Origin of the sequence: Methylorubrum sp. B1-46, assembly GCF_021117295.1 — a bacterium.
Classification (GTDB): Bacteria; Pseudomonadota; Alphaproteobacteria; order Rhizobiales; family Beijerinckiaceae; genus Methylobacterium.
The window spans coordinates 1,272,265-1,287,987 of sequence record NZ_CP088247.1 but is presented as its reverse complement, the minus strand read 5'-3'; the positions used below and the strand labels follow the sequence as shown (position 1 = coordinate 1,287,987).

13 protein-coding genes are annotated in these 15,723 nt (G+C 67.3%); 3 read left to right on the top strand and 10 right to left on the bottom strand.

Translation table 11 applies throughout. From position 1 onward, the window contains the following. Positions 1-101 precede the first annotated feature (101 nt). Together serA and LPC10_RS06175 are read left to right on the top strand one after the other, a co-directional pair. Positions 102-1,352: a phosphoglycerate dehydrogenase gene (serA, locus tag LPC10_RS06180; protein ID WP_231345914.1), complete on the top strand. Its 1,251-nt coding sequence runs from the start codon at positions 102-104 to the stop codon at positions 1,350-1,352. Between the two features lie 17 nt (positions 1,353-1,369). Beyond that, a complete protein-coding gene (locus LPC10_RS06175; protein WP_231345913.1) occupies positions 1,370-2,767 on the top strand; it encodes an FAD-binding oxidoreductase in 1,398 nt (465 codons plus the stop codon). A gap of 156 nt (positions 2,768-2,923) precedes the next feature. On the opposite strand, the gene LPC10_RS06170 is transcribed toward LPC10_RS06175, so the two are convergent. The 10 genes from LPC10_RS06170 to LPC10_RS06125 form a co-directional block, all read right to left on the bottom strand. After that, positions 2,924-3,274 (bottom strand): hypothetical protein, encoded by a 351-nt coding sequence (locus tag LPC10_RS06170; RefSeq protein ID WP_231345912.1) that lies wholly within the window; start codon positions 3,272-3,274, stop codon positions 2,924-2,926. 10 nt (positions 3,275-3,284) lie between these two features. Further along, on the bottom strand, positions 3,285-3,962 hold the full coding sequence (locus LPC10_RS06165) for a tetratricopeptide repeat protein (protein ID WP_231345911.1): 678 nt from the start codon (positions 3,960-3,962) through the stop codon (positions 3,285-3,287). Between the two features lie 17 nt (positions 3,963-3,979). Beyond that, on the bottom strand, positions 3,980-5,080 hold the full coding sequence (locus LPC10_RS06160) for a hypothetical protein (RefSeq protein ID WP_231345910.1): 1,101 nt from the start codon (positions 5,078-5,080) through the stop codon (positions 3,980-3,982). Positions 5,081-5,229: 149 nt separating this feature from the next. Further along, a complete protein-coding gene (locus tag LPC10_RS06155; protein ID WP_231345909.1) occupies positions 5,230-7,662 on the bottom strand; it encodes a LamG domain-containing protein in 2,433 nt (810 codons plus the stop codon). A gap of 130 nt (positions 7,663-7,792) precedes the next feature. Further along, complete coding sequence (locus LPC10_RS06150; protein ID WP_231345908.1) at positions 7,793-8,233, bottom strand: N,N-dimethylformamidase, small subunit; 441 nt, start codon at positions 8,231-8,233, stop codon at positions 7,793-7,795. Positions 8,234-8,612: 379 nt separating this feature from the next. Further along, on the bottom strand, positions 8,613-9,311 hold the full coding sequence (gene urtE / locus LPC10_RS06145; RefSeq protein ID WP_231345907.1) for an urea ABC transporter ATP-binding subunit UrtE: 699 nt from the start codon (positions 9,309-9,311) through the stop codon (positions 8,613-8,615). A 2-nt stretch (positions 9,312-9,313) separates the two neighbouring features. Continuing rightward, a complete protein-coding gene (gene urtD, locus LPC10_RS06140) occupies positions 9,314-10,054 on the bottom strand; it encodes an urea ABC transporter ATP-binding protein UrtD (protein ID WP_231345906.1) in 741 nt (246 codons plus the stop codon). Positions 10,055-10,179: 125 nt separating this feature from the next. Further along, the gene (urtC, locus tag LPC10_RS06135; RefSeq protein WP_231345905.1) at positions 10,180-11,301 is read right to left on the bottom strand and encodes an urea ABC transporter permease subunit UrtC; all 1,122 of its coding nucleotides are present in this window, start codon (positions 11,299-11,301) and stop codon (positions 10,180-10,182) included. 53 nt (positions 11,302-11,354) lie between these two features. After that, positions 11,355-12,239: an urea ABC transporter permease subunit UrtB gene (gene urtB / locus LPC10_RS06130; protein WP_231345904.1), complete on the bottom strand. Its 885-nt coding sequence runs from the start codon at positions 12,237-12,239 to the stop codon at positions 11,355-11,357. A 66-nt stretch (positions 12,240-12,305) separates the two neighbouring features. Beyond that, positions 12,306-13,616: a transporter substrate-binding domain-containing protein gene (locus LPC10_RS06125; RefSeq protein WP_231345903.1), complete on the bottom strand. Its 1,311-nt coding sequence runs from the start codon at positions 13,614-13,616 to the stop codon at positions 12,306-12,308. A 549-nt stretch (positions 13,617-14,165) separates the two neighbouring features. Between LPC10_RS06125 and LPC10_RS06120 the strand changes: the two genes are divergently transcribed. Continuing rightward, the gene (locus tag LPC10_RS06120; protein WP_231345902.1) at positions 14,166-15,641 is read left to right on the top strand and encodes a carbohydrate porin; all 1,476 of its coding nucleotides are present in this window, start codon (positions 14,166-14,168) and stop codon (positions 15,639-15,641) included. Positions 15,642-15,723: the final 82 nt, after the last annotated feature.

The window sequence follows — 15,723 nt, the reverse complement described above, 5'->3', positions numbered from 1 at the left end:
CGAATCGCGCCGATCGTCGCCGAAGACGAGACGCCCCCGATTGCCGCATCGCAACATTCCTGTATGGCGGGCGCTCCCCGATGACAGGCGCAGGTGACCCCATGCCGGCCAGAGACAGCTTCACGCTCCAGGATCAGGTCAACATCATCCTGGCCGAGAACATCGCGCCGTCGGCGCTGGAGGTGCTCGCACGGGCCGGCATCCGCGACGTGCAGCGCCTGCCGCGGGCCGTGGGCTCGGCGGATGCCGAGGCGCTGGCGGGCACTCACGTCCTCGGCATTCGTTCGCGCACGCAGGTGACGGCGGGCCTGCTCGACGCCGCCCCGGCCCTCGTCGCGGTCGGCTGCTTCAGCGTCGGCACCAATCAGGTCGATCTCGACGCGGCCCGCGCCCGCGGTATCCCGGTCTTCAACGCGCCCTTCTCGAACACCCGCAGCGTCGCCGAACTGACGATCGGCGAGATCGTGATGCTGCTTCGGCGCATCCCCTCCCGTTCCGAGGCGGCCCATTCCGGCGGCTGGGACAAATCGGCGGAGCATTCCTACGAGGTCCGCGGCAAGACCCTCGGCATCGTCGGCTACGGCAATATCGGCGCGCAGCTCTCGAACCTCGCCGAGGCGATGGGCATGCGGGTGATCTTCTTCGATCTCACCGACCGACTGCGCCACGGCAATACCGAGCCCGCCGACAGCCTCGACGACCTGCTCGCGGTCAGCGACGTGGTGAGCTTGCACGTGCCGGAGACGCCGCTCACCCACGGCCTGATGAGCGCCGAGCGCATCGGGAAGATGAAGCCCGGCGCCTACCTCATCAACAACAGCCGCGGCACCGTGGTCGATCTCGACGCGCTCGCCGACGCCCTCAGGCAAGGCCGCCTGCGGGGTGCGGCGGTCGACGTGTTCCCCGTCGAGCCGCGCTCCAACGACGAGCGCTTCGTCTCGCCGCTGCAGGGCATCCCGAACGTGATCCTCACGCCGCATATCGGCGGCTCGACGGAGGAGGCGCAGGACCGCATCGGCTCGGAGGTCGCGCGCAAGCTCGTCGACTACGTCGAGACCGGCTCGACGCTGGGTGCCGTCAACTTCCCGCAGGTGCAGATCCCGCCGCGGCTCGGCGGCGTGCGCTTCCTGCACGTGCACCGGAACGTCCCCGGCGTGCTCGGCCACATCAACCAGGCCTTCGCCCGGCGCGACGTCAACATCGCATCGCAGTACCTTCAGACCGAGGGCGAGTTGGGCTACGTGGTGGTGGAGGCCGACGCCGCCCCCGCCGACCGGGCCGGCATCCTCGCCGAGCTCGACGCCATCGAGGGCACGGTGCGCACCCGCCTGATCCAGGCGCGGATCGCCTGAAGGATCCTTAGCAAGCCATGAGCGCGACCGGACTTCCCTCCGACTTCCTCGCCCGGCTCGATGCACGGCTGGGGCCGGGCGGCCTGCTGACGGACGAGGCCGATTGCGCCCCCTTCGCCATCGACTGGCGCCGCCTGTTCCCGGGCCGGGCCGCCGCGGTTGCGCGGCCGGCGAGCACGGAGCAGGTCGCCGCCATCGTCGGCCTGTGCCACGAGGCCGGCGTCGCGCTGGTGCCCCAGGGCGGTCATACCGGGCTCGCGGGCGGGGCCACCCCCGACGCCTCGGGGCGCCAGATCGTGCTCTCGCTGGCGCGGATGAACGCGATCCGCGCGGTCGATCCGGTCGGCCTCACCCTGGAAGTCGAGGCGGGCTGCGTCGTCCAGGCGGCGCAGGCAGCGGCGGAGGCCGCCGGGCGGCTGTTCCCGGTGAGCTACGCCGCGGAAGGCTCGGCGATGATCGGCGGCATGATCGCCACCAATTCCGGCGGCATCAACGTGTTGCGCTACGGCATGACCCGCAACCTCGTCCTCGGTCTCGAAGTCGTGCTCGCCGACGGCAGCGTCGTCGACGGCCTGCGCGCCCTGCGCAAGGACAATGCCGGCTACGACTGGAAGCAGCTCTTCATCGGCAGCGAGGGAACGCTCGGGATCGTCACCGCTGCGGTGCTGCGCCTCGTGCCCCGTCCGCGTCACACCGAGATCGCCCTGCTGGCGGTACCCGATCCGGAGGCGGCGCTCCGGGTGCTGGCCGCCGCGCAGGACGGCCTGGGCGACACGATCCAGGCCTTCGAATTGATCTCGCGCTGCTCCTTCGACCTGCTGGAGCGCCATGCCGACATGGCGAGCCCGCTCTCCCCCTCGCCCTGGTGCATCCTGCTCGAGGCGGGATCGAGCCTCTCGGGTCTCCGGGACGCGGTTGAGGGCACGCTCGGCGAGGTTCTGGAGCGGGGCGATGCCCTGGACGGCGTGCTGGCCGAATCGAAGGCGCAGGCCACGGGCCTCTGGTCCTTGCGCGAGCGCATCACCGAATGCGAGGCGCATCAGGGCAAGTCGGTCAAGCACGACGTCTCGGTGCCGATCCCGGCGATCCCCGCCTTTCTGGAGGCCGCCGACCGGGCGCTGGCCGAGGGCGCGCCCGGCACCGTCCCGAACGTGTTCGGCCACATGGGCGACGGCAACCTGCACTACAACGTGCTGATCGGGGCCGAGCATGACGGCGCCGCGATCAACCGTCTCGTGCACGACGTGGTCGACCGGTTCGCGGGCAGCATCTCTGCCGAGCACGGCATCGGCCAGTACCGTGTCGACGAGCTGGCGCACCGCCGCCGGCCCGAGGAGATGGCTCTGGCGCATCGCCTGAAGCGGGCCCTCGACGCGGACGGCCTGCTCAATCCGGGCAAGGTTCTGCGGACCTGACCCCGCTTCGGCGATAGCATTCGGGCCCGGCTCTGAAGGGGCGGAGGCGCGCCATCTACGACGAGCCTCGACGCCGTGTTTCGGTGTCGCATCACGGGAGGATCCCGGGTTCCGCTGCGCGGCCCCGCGAGGACGGGAGCGACGGGACCCCGGCCATCAACCAGATGCCGCATCATGCGCTGAAGCGAACCGGGTTCCGGCCGTCCCCTCGACTCCGGATGCCGCCACCGACCCGCGCCGGAACAGAAACACCTGGCGCCCTTCCCCGACCAGCGCGGTGGCGCCCTGGCGCCCGCAGATCCAATCGCGCACCATCGCCGCGGCGGCGGGCGAGACCGCCGGCTTCCACAGCCAGATGTCGCGGGCCTCATCGACCCCGTGTTCGCGAAACAGCGCGGCGGCTGCATCCTCGGCCACGCCCACCGACCACGCGGAGAAATCGGCGCCGAACTCCTTCACGTAGCTGATGAACTCGAACTTGATCTGCTGCACGCTGTAGGCGGTCATCGGTGGCGCCTCACGCGGGGATCGGGGCGATGCGGCCGGGCTCGCTGCGGCGCGCCTGCGCCCGGGTGGCGCCCTCGCGCTTCTCCTCGGCCGACATCTCCCGGATCACCTCCTCCAGAGCGTTGAGCGCCGTGCCGACGCCGTGACCGGCGGCGAGCGAGAGCCAGGCGAAGGCCTCGACCCGGTCGCGCTCCACTCCGATGCCCTGGGCGTAGAGATGGCCGAGCCGGGCCTGGGACGGGTAGTGCCCGGCTTCCGCCGCGCTGCGGTAGAGGGCGGCAGCACGGGCGGGGTCGGCAGGGAGCCCGTCGCCCTTCGCCAACAGGGTGGCGAGATTGTAGGCCGCCATCACGTCGCCGCTGGCGGCGGCTCGCTCCAGCCAGCGCGCGCCCTCGGCCCGGTCCTGCGCGACGCCCTGGCCCATGGCCAGCATCGCCCCGACATTGGTCGCGGCCGGGCCGTGCCCCTGCTCGGCAGCGCGGCGATACCATTCGAAGGCCTCGGTCAGCGAGGCGGGCACGCCGGTCCCGCCGGCATAGAGCGCGCCGAGCCAGGCCTGCGCCTCCGGATTGCCCGCCTCGGCGAGCGGCCGGAACACGGCGAGCGCCCGGTCGTAGGCGTGGGCTTCGAAGGCCGCGACGCCGTCGGCGAGGACTGGCGCGGGGGCGAGAGGCTGGGCTAGACTCATCGACATCTCCCAAAAAATCAGCAGCCGCGGCCCTGGGCCGTGGCGTAGAGGGGCTGGGTCTCCGTGGCGGCCGGCCGCGCCAGCACGCGGGCGGCGATGTTTCGCTGCAGCCAGAGACCGGCTGCGTTCGTCGGAAGAGGGTCGTCCGCCTCCGGGCCGGTGAGCGCCGCCTGCGTGGCGACGGCCGGCGCCATCCGGGTAGCGATCTCGGCAAGCCACGCATCCCAAGACATTCGCCCCGGAGCGGCCGCGGCCGATTCCGCGTCGCCCGAGCCGAGCAGCCCGATCCGCAGCAGCGTCTGCCCCAGCGCCGTCGGCTGGAGCATCACCGCGCAGGTCTCAGCCCGCCCCGCGATCAGGACGAGGTTCGGGAAGTAGACGGCGATCGTCGCAAGCTCTCCGGTCGCGAGGCGTCCGGTCAGGCGCAGGCTGTCCGAAGCCTCCGCCAAGGGCTCGCCCTCGGCCAGGGCCTGCATCGCAAGTTTCCAGTTGGCGGAGAACTCCGCCCGCCGGGTCTCGCCAGCCAGCGCGGTCAGGCCCTCACGCGGCGGTTCGGGCGGGGCGGCCGCGGGATCGAGGTTGATCCGCACCAACGGCCCCCAGGCACGGGCGGCGACCGGCAGCAGCCGCTCCGGGCGCAGGCCGAGATACTGGTGCATCGCCGGTGTCGGCCCGTCGGGGCCGGCCGGCAGCACGGCCCCGTCGCGGCTGTAGCCGCAGGCGGTGAAGGAGCAGCGGGTCTTCGTGCCGGTGCGGCATTGCAGCGGCACCGCGCGGCAGCCGCCGTGCTGGGCCTTGTTGAAGCGCCCGACGAGACCGCCGTCGGACTCGCGCTGGACATGGAGGCCGTGATGGCCGGCCGTGAAGGGCAGGAGGTCGCCGGCGGAAGGAATCTCGGCGCCGAGGCCGATGGCGAGCCAGGAGCGAGTCCAGACCGCGTCGTCCTCAAGCTCGGCGAAGGCGAGCGCGCGGTAGGCGGCCGGCGGCAGCAGGCGCGGCGCCGCCGGATCGAGGCTGTCGGCGAAGAAGGCGGGGTCGGCGAGGTCGAGCCCCTCGGCGCGGTGGCCGAGATCGGGGCGGTCCGGCACGAAGCCGGCGGACGCGACGGCGAGGACCATGAACGCCTCTCACTCTTCGGGGAAAGCGGCGGGAAAGGGTCGGTGGCAGCGCACCTTCGGGGGCTGACGGGCGCTGCCACCGGGGCTCCGCCCGAGGAGGGCAAGGACGGAGCGTCGGAGCGATCCCCGCCGTGGCGGGAACCATGAGGTCAGGCGGGCAGCGGCTCGCCGCGCTCCTTGCGGCTGCGATGCTCCATCGGGGTCGGGTCGTAATCGGCCCGGCCGCGGTGCTTGATCGCGCTGTCCGGCGGGGCCGGCAGGGGCCCGTCCATCGCGAAGCGGTCGAGCACGTTTTTGGTCAGCCGCGAGATGTTGTTGTCGCAGTTGTTCCACGGCAGCGAGCCGCAATAGGCGATCGAGGAGAAAGCGAAGCAGGCGCCGCCGTTCGGGGTCTCGTGATAGGCGATGTCGCCGCGCACCCGCGGATGGGTGGTGCCGTCGAGGCCCTGCTGGTTGAAGCCGAAATCCTCCATGACGAGGAGGTAGGCCTCCGTGTGCCGCCCGGCCGAGGTCGCCACCGTGAGGGTGTGCGGGGGCGAGCCCAGCATCGTGTCGACGATGTCGAGTTCGAGACCCGCCGCGCCGCCGCCGACGAGGCCGAAATTGCCGAGTTTTTCGTCGTAATCGATGCCCTCGAAGGCCCACGACACGCGGGTATCGAGGCTATCGGGTGTGCGCGAGAAGTAGCTCGAGACGTCGAAGCCTTCGGACGACATGCCGACGCCGGCCACCGAGTGCAGGTAGCGCCCGCGGAAACGCCACATCCCGCCGAGTTCGCCCGTGCCCTGGTGGTAGTACTCGCCCGGATCGGCCCGCCAGGTGCGGATACCGGATTCGCAGCGGCGCATCTCGGTGACGACACCGCGGCCCTTGTCCTCGTAGCCGGGATGGTACGAGTGGACCCAGTACCACGCGTCGGCGCCCATATACATCAGCCGGCCGCCGCGCTGGGTGTAGTTGTGGAGCGCGTCGAGCTGGGTGCCGGTGTTGTGCTCCGGGTGCGAGCCGGTGATGATGACGTTGTAGTTCTCGATGCGGGCGAGCCCGTCGTAGGTGATGTCCTCGTCGGTGAAGACATCGTACTCGTAGCCCATCGTCTCCAGCCAGTAGATCAGGTGGAGATCGGCCGGGTATTGCCACGGCGCCTGGGCGAGGAAGTGGTCGTATTTCGGCCGGATCGACAGGATCGGCCGCAGGCGCGACGAGATCGAGATGCCGGTGCCATCGGTGTGGGTATCGTAGATCGAGCCGCCGTATTCGCGGTGCTCGGACAGGAACATGTTCTGCTGCTGCATGATCGGCACGCGGTAGACGAACAGTTCCGCACCGCCCGCGTTGCAGGCGACGTGCTCGTTGGCATAGGCCATGTAGCTGATCGTCGGCACCATCACCGCGATCTTGGCGGTCTCCTGGCCGATGCGCGGCACCACCCAGAACGGGATGAACTCCTCGTCGCCCTCAGGCGTGGTCAGCTTGGCGGCGTAGAAGCGGCTCTTCACGCCGGTCTCCGGCACGGTCCAGGCGAAGTCGCAAGACCAGCGAGCGTCATCGACGTCGTCGTCGTGGAAGCTGATGGCGCCGTATTCCTGCGGCGCGTGCTTCCAATCGAAGTTCTGGCCCGACCAGTTGTAGCCGGTCATGCCGCGGTTGGGGCAGTTCACCAGGGTCGCGTCGAAGCGGTAGGGGCCCTCGTCCTTACAGATGAGCGTGTCGATGCCGACGGAGAAGTTCCAGGCGGCGACGATGCACTCGGAGAGCTTGCCGGTGGGGCCGGCATTGCGCCGCTCGGTCAGGCCCGGCTGGGCACCGGCCTTCATCATCTCGATCTCGGCCCGCGAGAGCGCCCGGTTGCAGAGGCGCGGGCTGTCGAGCTTGCCGTTATACTTGCCGGCAAAGACCACGCCGGCCGGCTTCGAGGAGGCGGCGAGCGGATCCTCCGGCGCCAGCCGCTCGACATAGGCGCCGAGCGCGACGGGTACGGGAGCGTGGGCGATCGCGGCCTTCAGGCGCGCCTCGACCGGCGCGATCTCGGGATCCAGCGCGTAGACCACCTGCGGTTCGTGGATCAGCGTGACGAGGCCGGTGGCGGCGTCGAAGGTCGCGGCGCAGAAATGCCAGGCATGGTCGCGGATCGGTACGCCGGTGGTGATCCGGTGCTCGTTGATGCGCAGTTCGAGGCAGCCCTCCTCGTTGATGAAGAGGCCGTAGCCGCACTCGTTCGACCACTTCGTCACGAGGCCCTGCGGCCCGTGCTTCCAGTAGCGCGGATGGGTTTTCGGCGCGGTCGGCCAGATCCAGCACTGGAGCGTGAAGCTCTCGACGTGGAAGGGCTTCGCGTCCGGCACGTAGCCGTAGGAGCCGCCGTGGATGATCTGCTTCTTGCCGGTATAGGTGCCGTTGACCGCCGCCTCGACCGGCTTGTCGATGTAGCCGGGCCCGCGCGGATTGGTGTCGCCGTTGATCATCTGGACGATCTCGACCTTGTACTCGGACGGACCGTCGCAGTTGACGTAGAACTGGATCGTATCTCCGGGATGCACGCCGAACTTGTCAGCGTAACCGGTCAGCCTCATGGTGGTCATCGGGTCAATCCTTCGGGCATCGTCTCTGGTCCCCGCCCCCGCTCGTCCGCGCGTCGTTGCGCGAGGGGGCGCCAGGAGGCGCGTCACGGCCTCCCGCTGATCGACGTGAGTTCAAGAATTCCTGGTCGCTTCAGGTGATCGGCCAGTTATCGTCCTTGCGCTTCCAGCCCTCGTGATAGTCTTCCGGGAAGCCGTAGCTGTCGGAGAGCTCGTCGAGGCGCATCAGGAAGATCTCGTGCTGGATCTCCTGCTCGTCGGTGTAGATTTTGTCGCCGACGAATTCGGGGGGCACGCCGCGGACGCCGGAGAGCCGGGCAATGCGCCACTCGGCATCGACCTTGGTACAGATCACGATCAGCTTGCCCTTCGGGCTCTGGCCGCGCATGCGCAGCAGCACCCGCTTGAGCACCGGATCGGCATGGACGCCGCCCGTCACCACGGTGGTGTCGCCGGGCGTCTCACACAGCAGCACCGAGTTGCCGGCGACCCCCTTCATCGAGTCCATGCAGGCCTTGTGCGCCTCGATCAGGCGCTGGCGCTCGGGCGTGCCCTTCTTCGGGATCGGTTCCATCGTCGTCGCTCCTCTTAAGTCCCGGCCGCGCCGTTGCGGCCGGCATGGTTGCGGGCTTGCACGCCGGTGCGATCCGGCGGCGGCCCGTATCGGCGGAGCCGTGACGCCCCACTGAGAAGTGAAGATGCAGACAAATCGACCGAGACTATTCGGAAATTTGCTTCCGATTACGCGGATCTTATTTGTTGGTCGAATTTATTGCTCGTACAGACGGAAGGTCAAGTGAATAATTCTTGTCAGGAAACGTTTTTTACACCGACTGTAGACAACCTCATTTTCCCGAGCACCGACGCAGCGATCCGGTGGCGCCCCCTCTCCGCGGAAGGGGGCGCCCTGGATGGCTCCGGATTCGCCTCACCATGACGGCGTGGCCGCGGGCTCAGATCGTCATGTGCCGCTCGATCAGTTCATCGGTCATCTCGCCGATCGGCCCGCGGGCGACGATGCGGCCGTTCTCCATCATCAGGAAGGCGTCGCCGAGCTTGCGTGCGACCTTGATGTGCTGCTCGGTCAGGATCAGCGTGATGCCGAACTCCTTGTTGAGCCGCCCCAGCGTCTGGCCGATCTCGGCGACGATGTTGGGCTGGATGCCCTCGGTCGGCTCGTCGAGGAGCAGGATGCGCGGGTTGGTGGCAAGCGCGCGGGCGATGGCGAGCTGCTGCTGCTGGCCGCCCGAGAGCAGGCCCGCCTTCCGGTGCAGGTTTTCCGCAAGGTAGGGGAACAGGGTGAGGCAGAGTTCCGGCACGTCCTGGCGCCCGTCGGTGCGAGCGAAGGTGCCGAGCAGGATGTTCTCCTTGACCGTGAAGTGCGGCAGGATCTGGCGCCCCTGCGGGATGTAGCCGAGGCCGTACTTCGCCCGCACATGGGTCGGCGCCTTGCCCACGGACGCGCCGTCGATCCGGATCTCGCCGGAGGTGCGGTCGGTCAGGCCCATGATGGTGCGCAACAGCGTGGTCTTGCCGACGCCGTTGCGCCCGAGCACGCACAGGCACTGCCCCTCGGGCAGCCCGAGGCCGACCTCCTTCAGGATCGGCGTCTTGCCGTAATAGGAGGTCACACGGTCGAGATCGAGCAGCATCGTCAGACCTCCGCCTCGCCGAGATAGACCTCGCGCACCCGCGGGTCGTTCTCGATGTCGCTGAGCTTTCCCTGCGCCAGGAAGGCGCCCATGTGCATCACCGTGACCACGTCGGCGATCTGCCGGACGAAGCCCATGTCGTGCTCGACCACGATCAGGGTGTTGGTGCGCTTGAGTTCGTTGAGGAAGACGATGGTCTTCTCGATCTCGGACTCGGTCATGCCCGCGACCGGCTCGTCGAGGAGCAGGATCGCCGGGTTCTGCATCAGCACCATGCCGATCTCGAGCCACTGTGTCTCGCCGTGGGAGAGGAAGCCCGCCTCGACCTCGAGACGGTCCTTGAGGCCGGTGAGTGTGGCCACCTCGTCGAGCTTGGCCGAGAAGCCGGCCGGGCGCCGCCGCAGCATGTTGCGGAACGGGTTGACCTCTCGGCTATAGGCCACCTCGAAGTTCTGGCGTACGCTGAGTTCGCGGAACACCGCCGGGACCTGGAATTTGCGGCCGATGCCGCGCTGGGCGATCTCGTGCTCGCTCAGAGCGGTGATGTCGTCGCCGCGCAGGACGATCGAGCCGGAGGTCGGCTTCTGGCGCCCGGTGATGAGGTCCATGGTGGTGGTCTTGCCGGCCCCGTTCGGGCCGACGAGGCAGCACAGGGTCAATTCGGTCACGTCGAGGCTGAAGCCGTTGATGACCTTGGTGCCGCCGAAGCTCTTGTGCAGGTCGCGGATTTCGAGAACGCCCATCATTACCTCACTTTGTCCGAGTGGCAGGGAACCCGACCGATGGTCGGCCTCCCTGCGTCCGGCGGACGCCCGCCGCCGCGCCATCGCGCGGGCGCTCGATGATGAGAGAGGTCATCATCGATCGGTCACTCGCCCGCCGCCGGGGCGCCGGAGATCGCATCCCGCAGGTTGGGCCGGGTGTGCTTGCCCGGCTGGCGCGAGAGCCCGCCGAGCACCTTTTCGAGAAGCCCCGCCAAGCCCTTGGGCAGGAAGCGCACGACCACGATGAAGAAGGCGCCGAGCACGAGCAGCCAGGTCGCCAGAAACTGGTCGCCGAGATAGCTCTGGCCGCCCTGGATCAGGAAGGCGCCGAGGATCGCGCCAAGCAGCGACAGGCGCCCGCCGATCCCAGCCCAGATCACCATGCCGATGCTGAAGGTGGGGTCGAGCTGGGCCGGCGAGACGTACTGGATCAGCATCACCCACAGGCAGCCGGCGAGCGCGGCGATGAAGCCGGAGATCGCGTAGATGCAGGTCTCGTAGAGGGCGACGTTGTAGCCGAGGAAGCGCACCCGCTCAGGGTCGCCGCGCAGGGCCTGGACCACGAGGCCGAACTTGCTCTGGGTCAAGAGCTTGGCGCCGACCGTGACGGCGATGAGCAGGCCGCAGACGATCCAGTAGGCCGTCGGGCCGTAGGGATCGATATCGGTGCCGAAGAGGCTCAGCGGCGCGGGCGGCGAGAGGCCGTTGGCGCCGTTGGTGTAGGGCTGCATGTCGAGGATCAGCGTGGCGAAGGCGGAGAGCATTGCCAGCGACATGATCGCGAAGAACGGCCCCGAGACCCGGGCGCGGAACATCAGCGTGCCGAACACGACGTAGAACAAGGTGGGCACGACGAGCGCCAACACGATGCCGCCGCCGGTGCTCCAGAACGGCTGCCAGAACCAGGGCAGGTGCTCCAGGCTGTTGTTGAGCATGAAGGGCGGGATCGGGTTCGAATCCAGATCCTGCGACTGCATCTGCATGGTCATGGCCATGCCGTAGGCAGCGAGCCCGAAGGCGATGCCCTGGCCGAGATTGAGGATGCCCCCAAAACCCCAGCACAGGCTGATCGACAGGGCGAGCATCCCGTAGATGCCGTAGACGGCGAACTGGTTGAGCAGGAAACCGTCGGAGACGAAGGCCGGGATCAGGGCAATGCTGAGGAAGAACAGTCCGTAGACCGCCCATTGCGCCGGCTTGCTGTGATAGAGATTGCGCGTCGTCATCTGCGGGTGAGACTCTTCTGACGGGCAGGGGGAAGGGTGAAGCCGAAGTGGCTTCACCGGCGGCCTTTGGCGACGGCGAAGAGGCCGCGCGGGCGGAAGCGCAGGAAGACGACGATCAGCACGTAGAGGAGGAAGCGCGCGAAGGTGTCGTTGGTCATGAAGGCAAAGACCGATTGGAGTTCGCCCGTCAGCCCGGCCGCGGCGACGCTGCCCATCAGCGTCCCGCCGCCGACCACCACCACGAGGAAGGCCTGCACCACGTAGGCCGTGCCCATGGTCGGCAGGACGATCGCGAGCACGCCGAACAGCGAGCCGGCCACGCCGGCAAGGCCCGCGCCGATCGCGAAGGTCGTCATGTAGACCCGGTCGGCGTTGATGCCGAAGGAGGCGGCCATCTCCTTGTTCTGCATCACCGCGCGCACCTGCATGCCGAAGCGGGTGCGGTAGAACAGCCAGGCGGTCGCCGCGACGATGAGCGCGGTGATCGCAAGCACCACGAGGCGGAACACCGAGAGGCTGGCAAAGCCCACCTCGACGTTGCTCTGGAAGATCTCTGGCACGGCGATGTATTTCGGATCCGAGCCGAAGATCAGCCGCACGCCCTGCATCAAGACGAGCGACACGCCCCAGGTGGCGAGCAGCGTATCGAGCGGGCGGTTGTAGAGGTAACGGATCAGCCCGCGCTCGATCACGAGCCCGACGAGCGCCACCACGATGAAGGAGGCGGGCAGGCAGAGCAGGAACGGCAGACCGAGGGAACTCTGCAGGGCGTAGGAGGTGTAGGCACCCAGCATGATGAACTCGCCATGGGCCATGTTGATGACCCCGACGGTGCCGTAGATGATCGTCAGACCGATCGCGGCGATGAGCCAGATGCTGGCGATGCTCAAGCCCAGCAACAGGGCGTTGGCAAAGGGGGCAATGTCGAGGGACGTCACGGGACCTCCGTGATTTCGAGGCCCGGCCGCGCGGATCCGCGGCCGGAGCGGGGGCGCGGGAATCCGTCAGATGACGTTCTTGCGGCTCTTGCCGTCGGGGGCGACGAGGCCCGTGGCGGTGCATTTCCCGGCATTCGGGTAGATCGAGTACGGATCGGGCGCGACGTGTTCTTTCGCTTCCGAGACGATCTTGAAGCTGCCGTCCGCCTGGCACTGGCCGATCTTGGGCTTGAGCCAGGAATTGAAGTTGTCGCCGTCGATCCAGATCAGGCCTTCCGGCGAGACGTCGTCCTCGACCCGCACGCCGCCGCTGACGTCGCGGATCATACGCGAGGTGACCTCCTCGACATTGCCGGTCTTCTTGATCGCGGCCTCGAGACCGGCCTTGAACACGTAGGCCGAGAGGTAGGTCTCCTCCATGTTGTAATGGGTGGAGCCATTCTTGCCGTACTTGCTCTTGAGGAAGTTCTCGACGAACTTTTGGTTGGTTGGGTTCTCCAGCGACTGGAAGTAGGGCGCAGAGAGGAAATGTCCGGCGCCGAATTCGGCACCCATCGCCTTGGTCTCGATCTCACCGGTGGTGAGCGAGGCGATCGGCATGGAATCGACCTTGAAACCCTCCTGCTTGAACTGCTTGTGGAAGGCGATGTCGGAGGCGCCGACCACGGTCGAGAAGATGAAGTTCGGCTTGGCGTCGCGGATCTTGCCGAGGACGGGCCCGAATTCGGCACTGCCGAGCGGGATGTACTCCTCACCGACCAGCTCGCCTCCGGCCTCCTGGAGCCAGATCTTGGCATTCTTGTTCGACTCCTTCGGCCAGACGTAGTTCGAGCCGACGAAGAAGACTTTTTTCCCGAAGTTCTTGACCATGTAGGGGATCAGGTCCTTCGAGTGCTGGTTGGCCAGCGGACCCGTGCAGATCGTGTTTTGGGTACATTCCGCACCCTCGTAGCAGGTCGGGTAATAGAGCAGGCTGTTCTGCGACATCACCACCGGCAGGATCGCCTTGCGGCTGGCCGACGTGTAGCAGCCGAACAGCGCGATCACCTTCTCGCGGATGATGAGTTCCTTGGCCTTCTCCGAGTAGACATTGAAGTCCGACTTGGCATCGACGATCACCGACTGGATCGGATGCCCGGCAATACCACCGTTCTTGTTGATCTCGTCGATGGCATACTGCATCACGAGGGTGGAATCTTCCTCCGGCACCGCGAGCTGGCCGGTGAGGGAGAACAGCAAGCCGACCTTGATCGGTTCGCCTTTCTTGAGCGTCGCACCCCAGGCCTCGCGGGCCGTCGGCAGCCAGAGATGCGGCGCGGCGATCGCTGCCGCGGCGAGAGAAGACTGCTTCAGGAGCTTGCGACGCGTGAAGTCCATATCGATCCCCTTATTTGCTATGCAGCTGCCCGATTTTTGAGCGAATAGCCTTATATATGCTTAGACTGTCGCGTTTTTTATTTCTCTAAACGCTAAAGCGCCTTTTCACGGCGCGTCAAGAGCATATTTCTCCTGAAGACATTTTTTTTCTTATGGGCAATGCCGATGAGGGTCGGGACCCAAACCCGCCCGCTTCGTGGCCCGCTTGCAAACGCGATGCCGCAAAATCCAAAAAGTCCAAATTCCCGGTTGACCGCGCGCAAACTTCAGTGCCAGCCTAGTAAAGCAAAGGCCATGTGATCAAAAATTACGCAGAAGCACGAGCTTTGATCACATTGCCCAAGCATCGGACGCACCAGAGCCACTTGCCTGTGGCTGCCGAGCGATCGGCCAAAAACCAGAAATCAGACATTGGCTGTTGCACGACACTTGCGAGGCGTGCCGCCGCATCGCGGGTCGGAAGCCGCCGGATTGCGCACCGCAAAATCCGGAGCCTCCTAAATTCAGCGAAGTCTCGATCGCAGCGAGTACAGTAAAGGGGATGACGTAATGCGTGTTGGTAGATGCGGGAAGGGATCAGGGACGGCGGGCTCGGGACGGCGAGGACGGCATCGCGGATGGGCCGTCGGCGCGCTGTTCGCGGCGAGCCTTGCGGGCGCGAGCGGAGCGCTGGCGCAGCAGCCCTCACCGGTGGGCGAGTTCAACGATCAGACCCAGCCGCGCACCGATCCCAACATCGCCGCCAAACCCAGCGACCCCGTCCGCGTCGGGCCGCTCGCCCCCTGGGCCACCCACATGGCCGAGCGCGGGCTCACCTTCGACGTCAACGTCTACAACTTCTACCAAGCCAACCCCTCGGCCGGCCTGCGCACCGGCGAGCAGTCCAATTCCACCTACTTCGTCCTCTCCATGACCGCCGACATGCAGCGGCTGGCCGGCATCGCCGGGGGCGCCATCAAGTTCACCCAGACCTTCTTCGGCAACGTCCGCAACCTCAACATGGCCGCCGATATCGGCGACACCACGCTCGGCTACCAGCCGCCCTTCAACCCCAACTCCAACCGCCTTTCGCTGCTCACCTATCAGCAGAAGCTCCTCGACGACCGCCTCGTCGTCGAGTTCGGCCGCACCCACCCGGACCGCTACTACGGCCTGCCGCCGTGCAACTCGATCAACTCCTGCTTCCAGGACCTGTTCTACATCAACGCCGGCTTCACCTCGCCGCTCTACGCCGTCTGGGGCGCCAACGCCGCCTACCAGCTCTCACCCTCGACCTACATCCAGGCCGGCGCCTTCTCGGTGAACCCCGGCACCAACGCGCTGTCGGGCTACGACTGGGGCTACGAGCGGCTCGCGGGCGCGCTCGTGATGACCGAGATCGGCTACAAGACCGACTACACCATGACCGCCTATCCGGGCCGCGCCTCGCTCACCGGCTTCGTCAACACGGCCGACCACGACGACAACTTCAAGACGGTGCTGGGCACCTCGCGCGGGCTCAACCCCGGCACCCCGGCGCTGCAGAAGACGGGCACGTCCGGCATCGTTCTGACCGGCACGCAGACCGTCTGGCGCGCCGATGGCGGCCTGGTCGCCAACCCGCACCCGACGGCGATCTCGCTCTACACCGGCACGGGCTACGCCTTCGATCCGACGGTGCCGATCCGCTTCAACTCGTTCTTCGGCGTGCTCTTGCAGGCGCCCGACCAGAGCCGGCCGAACGACACCTACGGCCTGAAGATGAACTGGCAGCGTTTGTCTGAGAACTACACGCAGTTCCTCGCGGATGCGAACTTCATCTCGGGCGGCTCGGGCGCACCGTATTCGCGCGACAAGTTCGTGTTCGAGGCCAACGCGCATCTCGATGTCGGCGCGGGCGTGATCCTCGAGCCGGTGGTGCAGTACGTGGTCAACCCGAACACGTTCTGGAACCCCTACACGCCGCGGCGCGCCAAGGACGGCTTCTACGGCGGCTTCACCCTCGTCGTCCCCCTCGGAACCCTCCTCGGCCTCGCGCCGGGCTGAGCGACGCTCGCTCGGTCCGCTCCGGCTCATCAGCTCGGCCCTCCCGGTTTCACCACCGGGAGGGCTTCATGTGTTGCAGGTC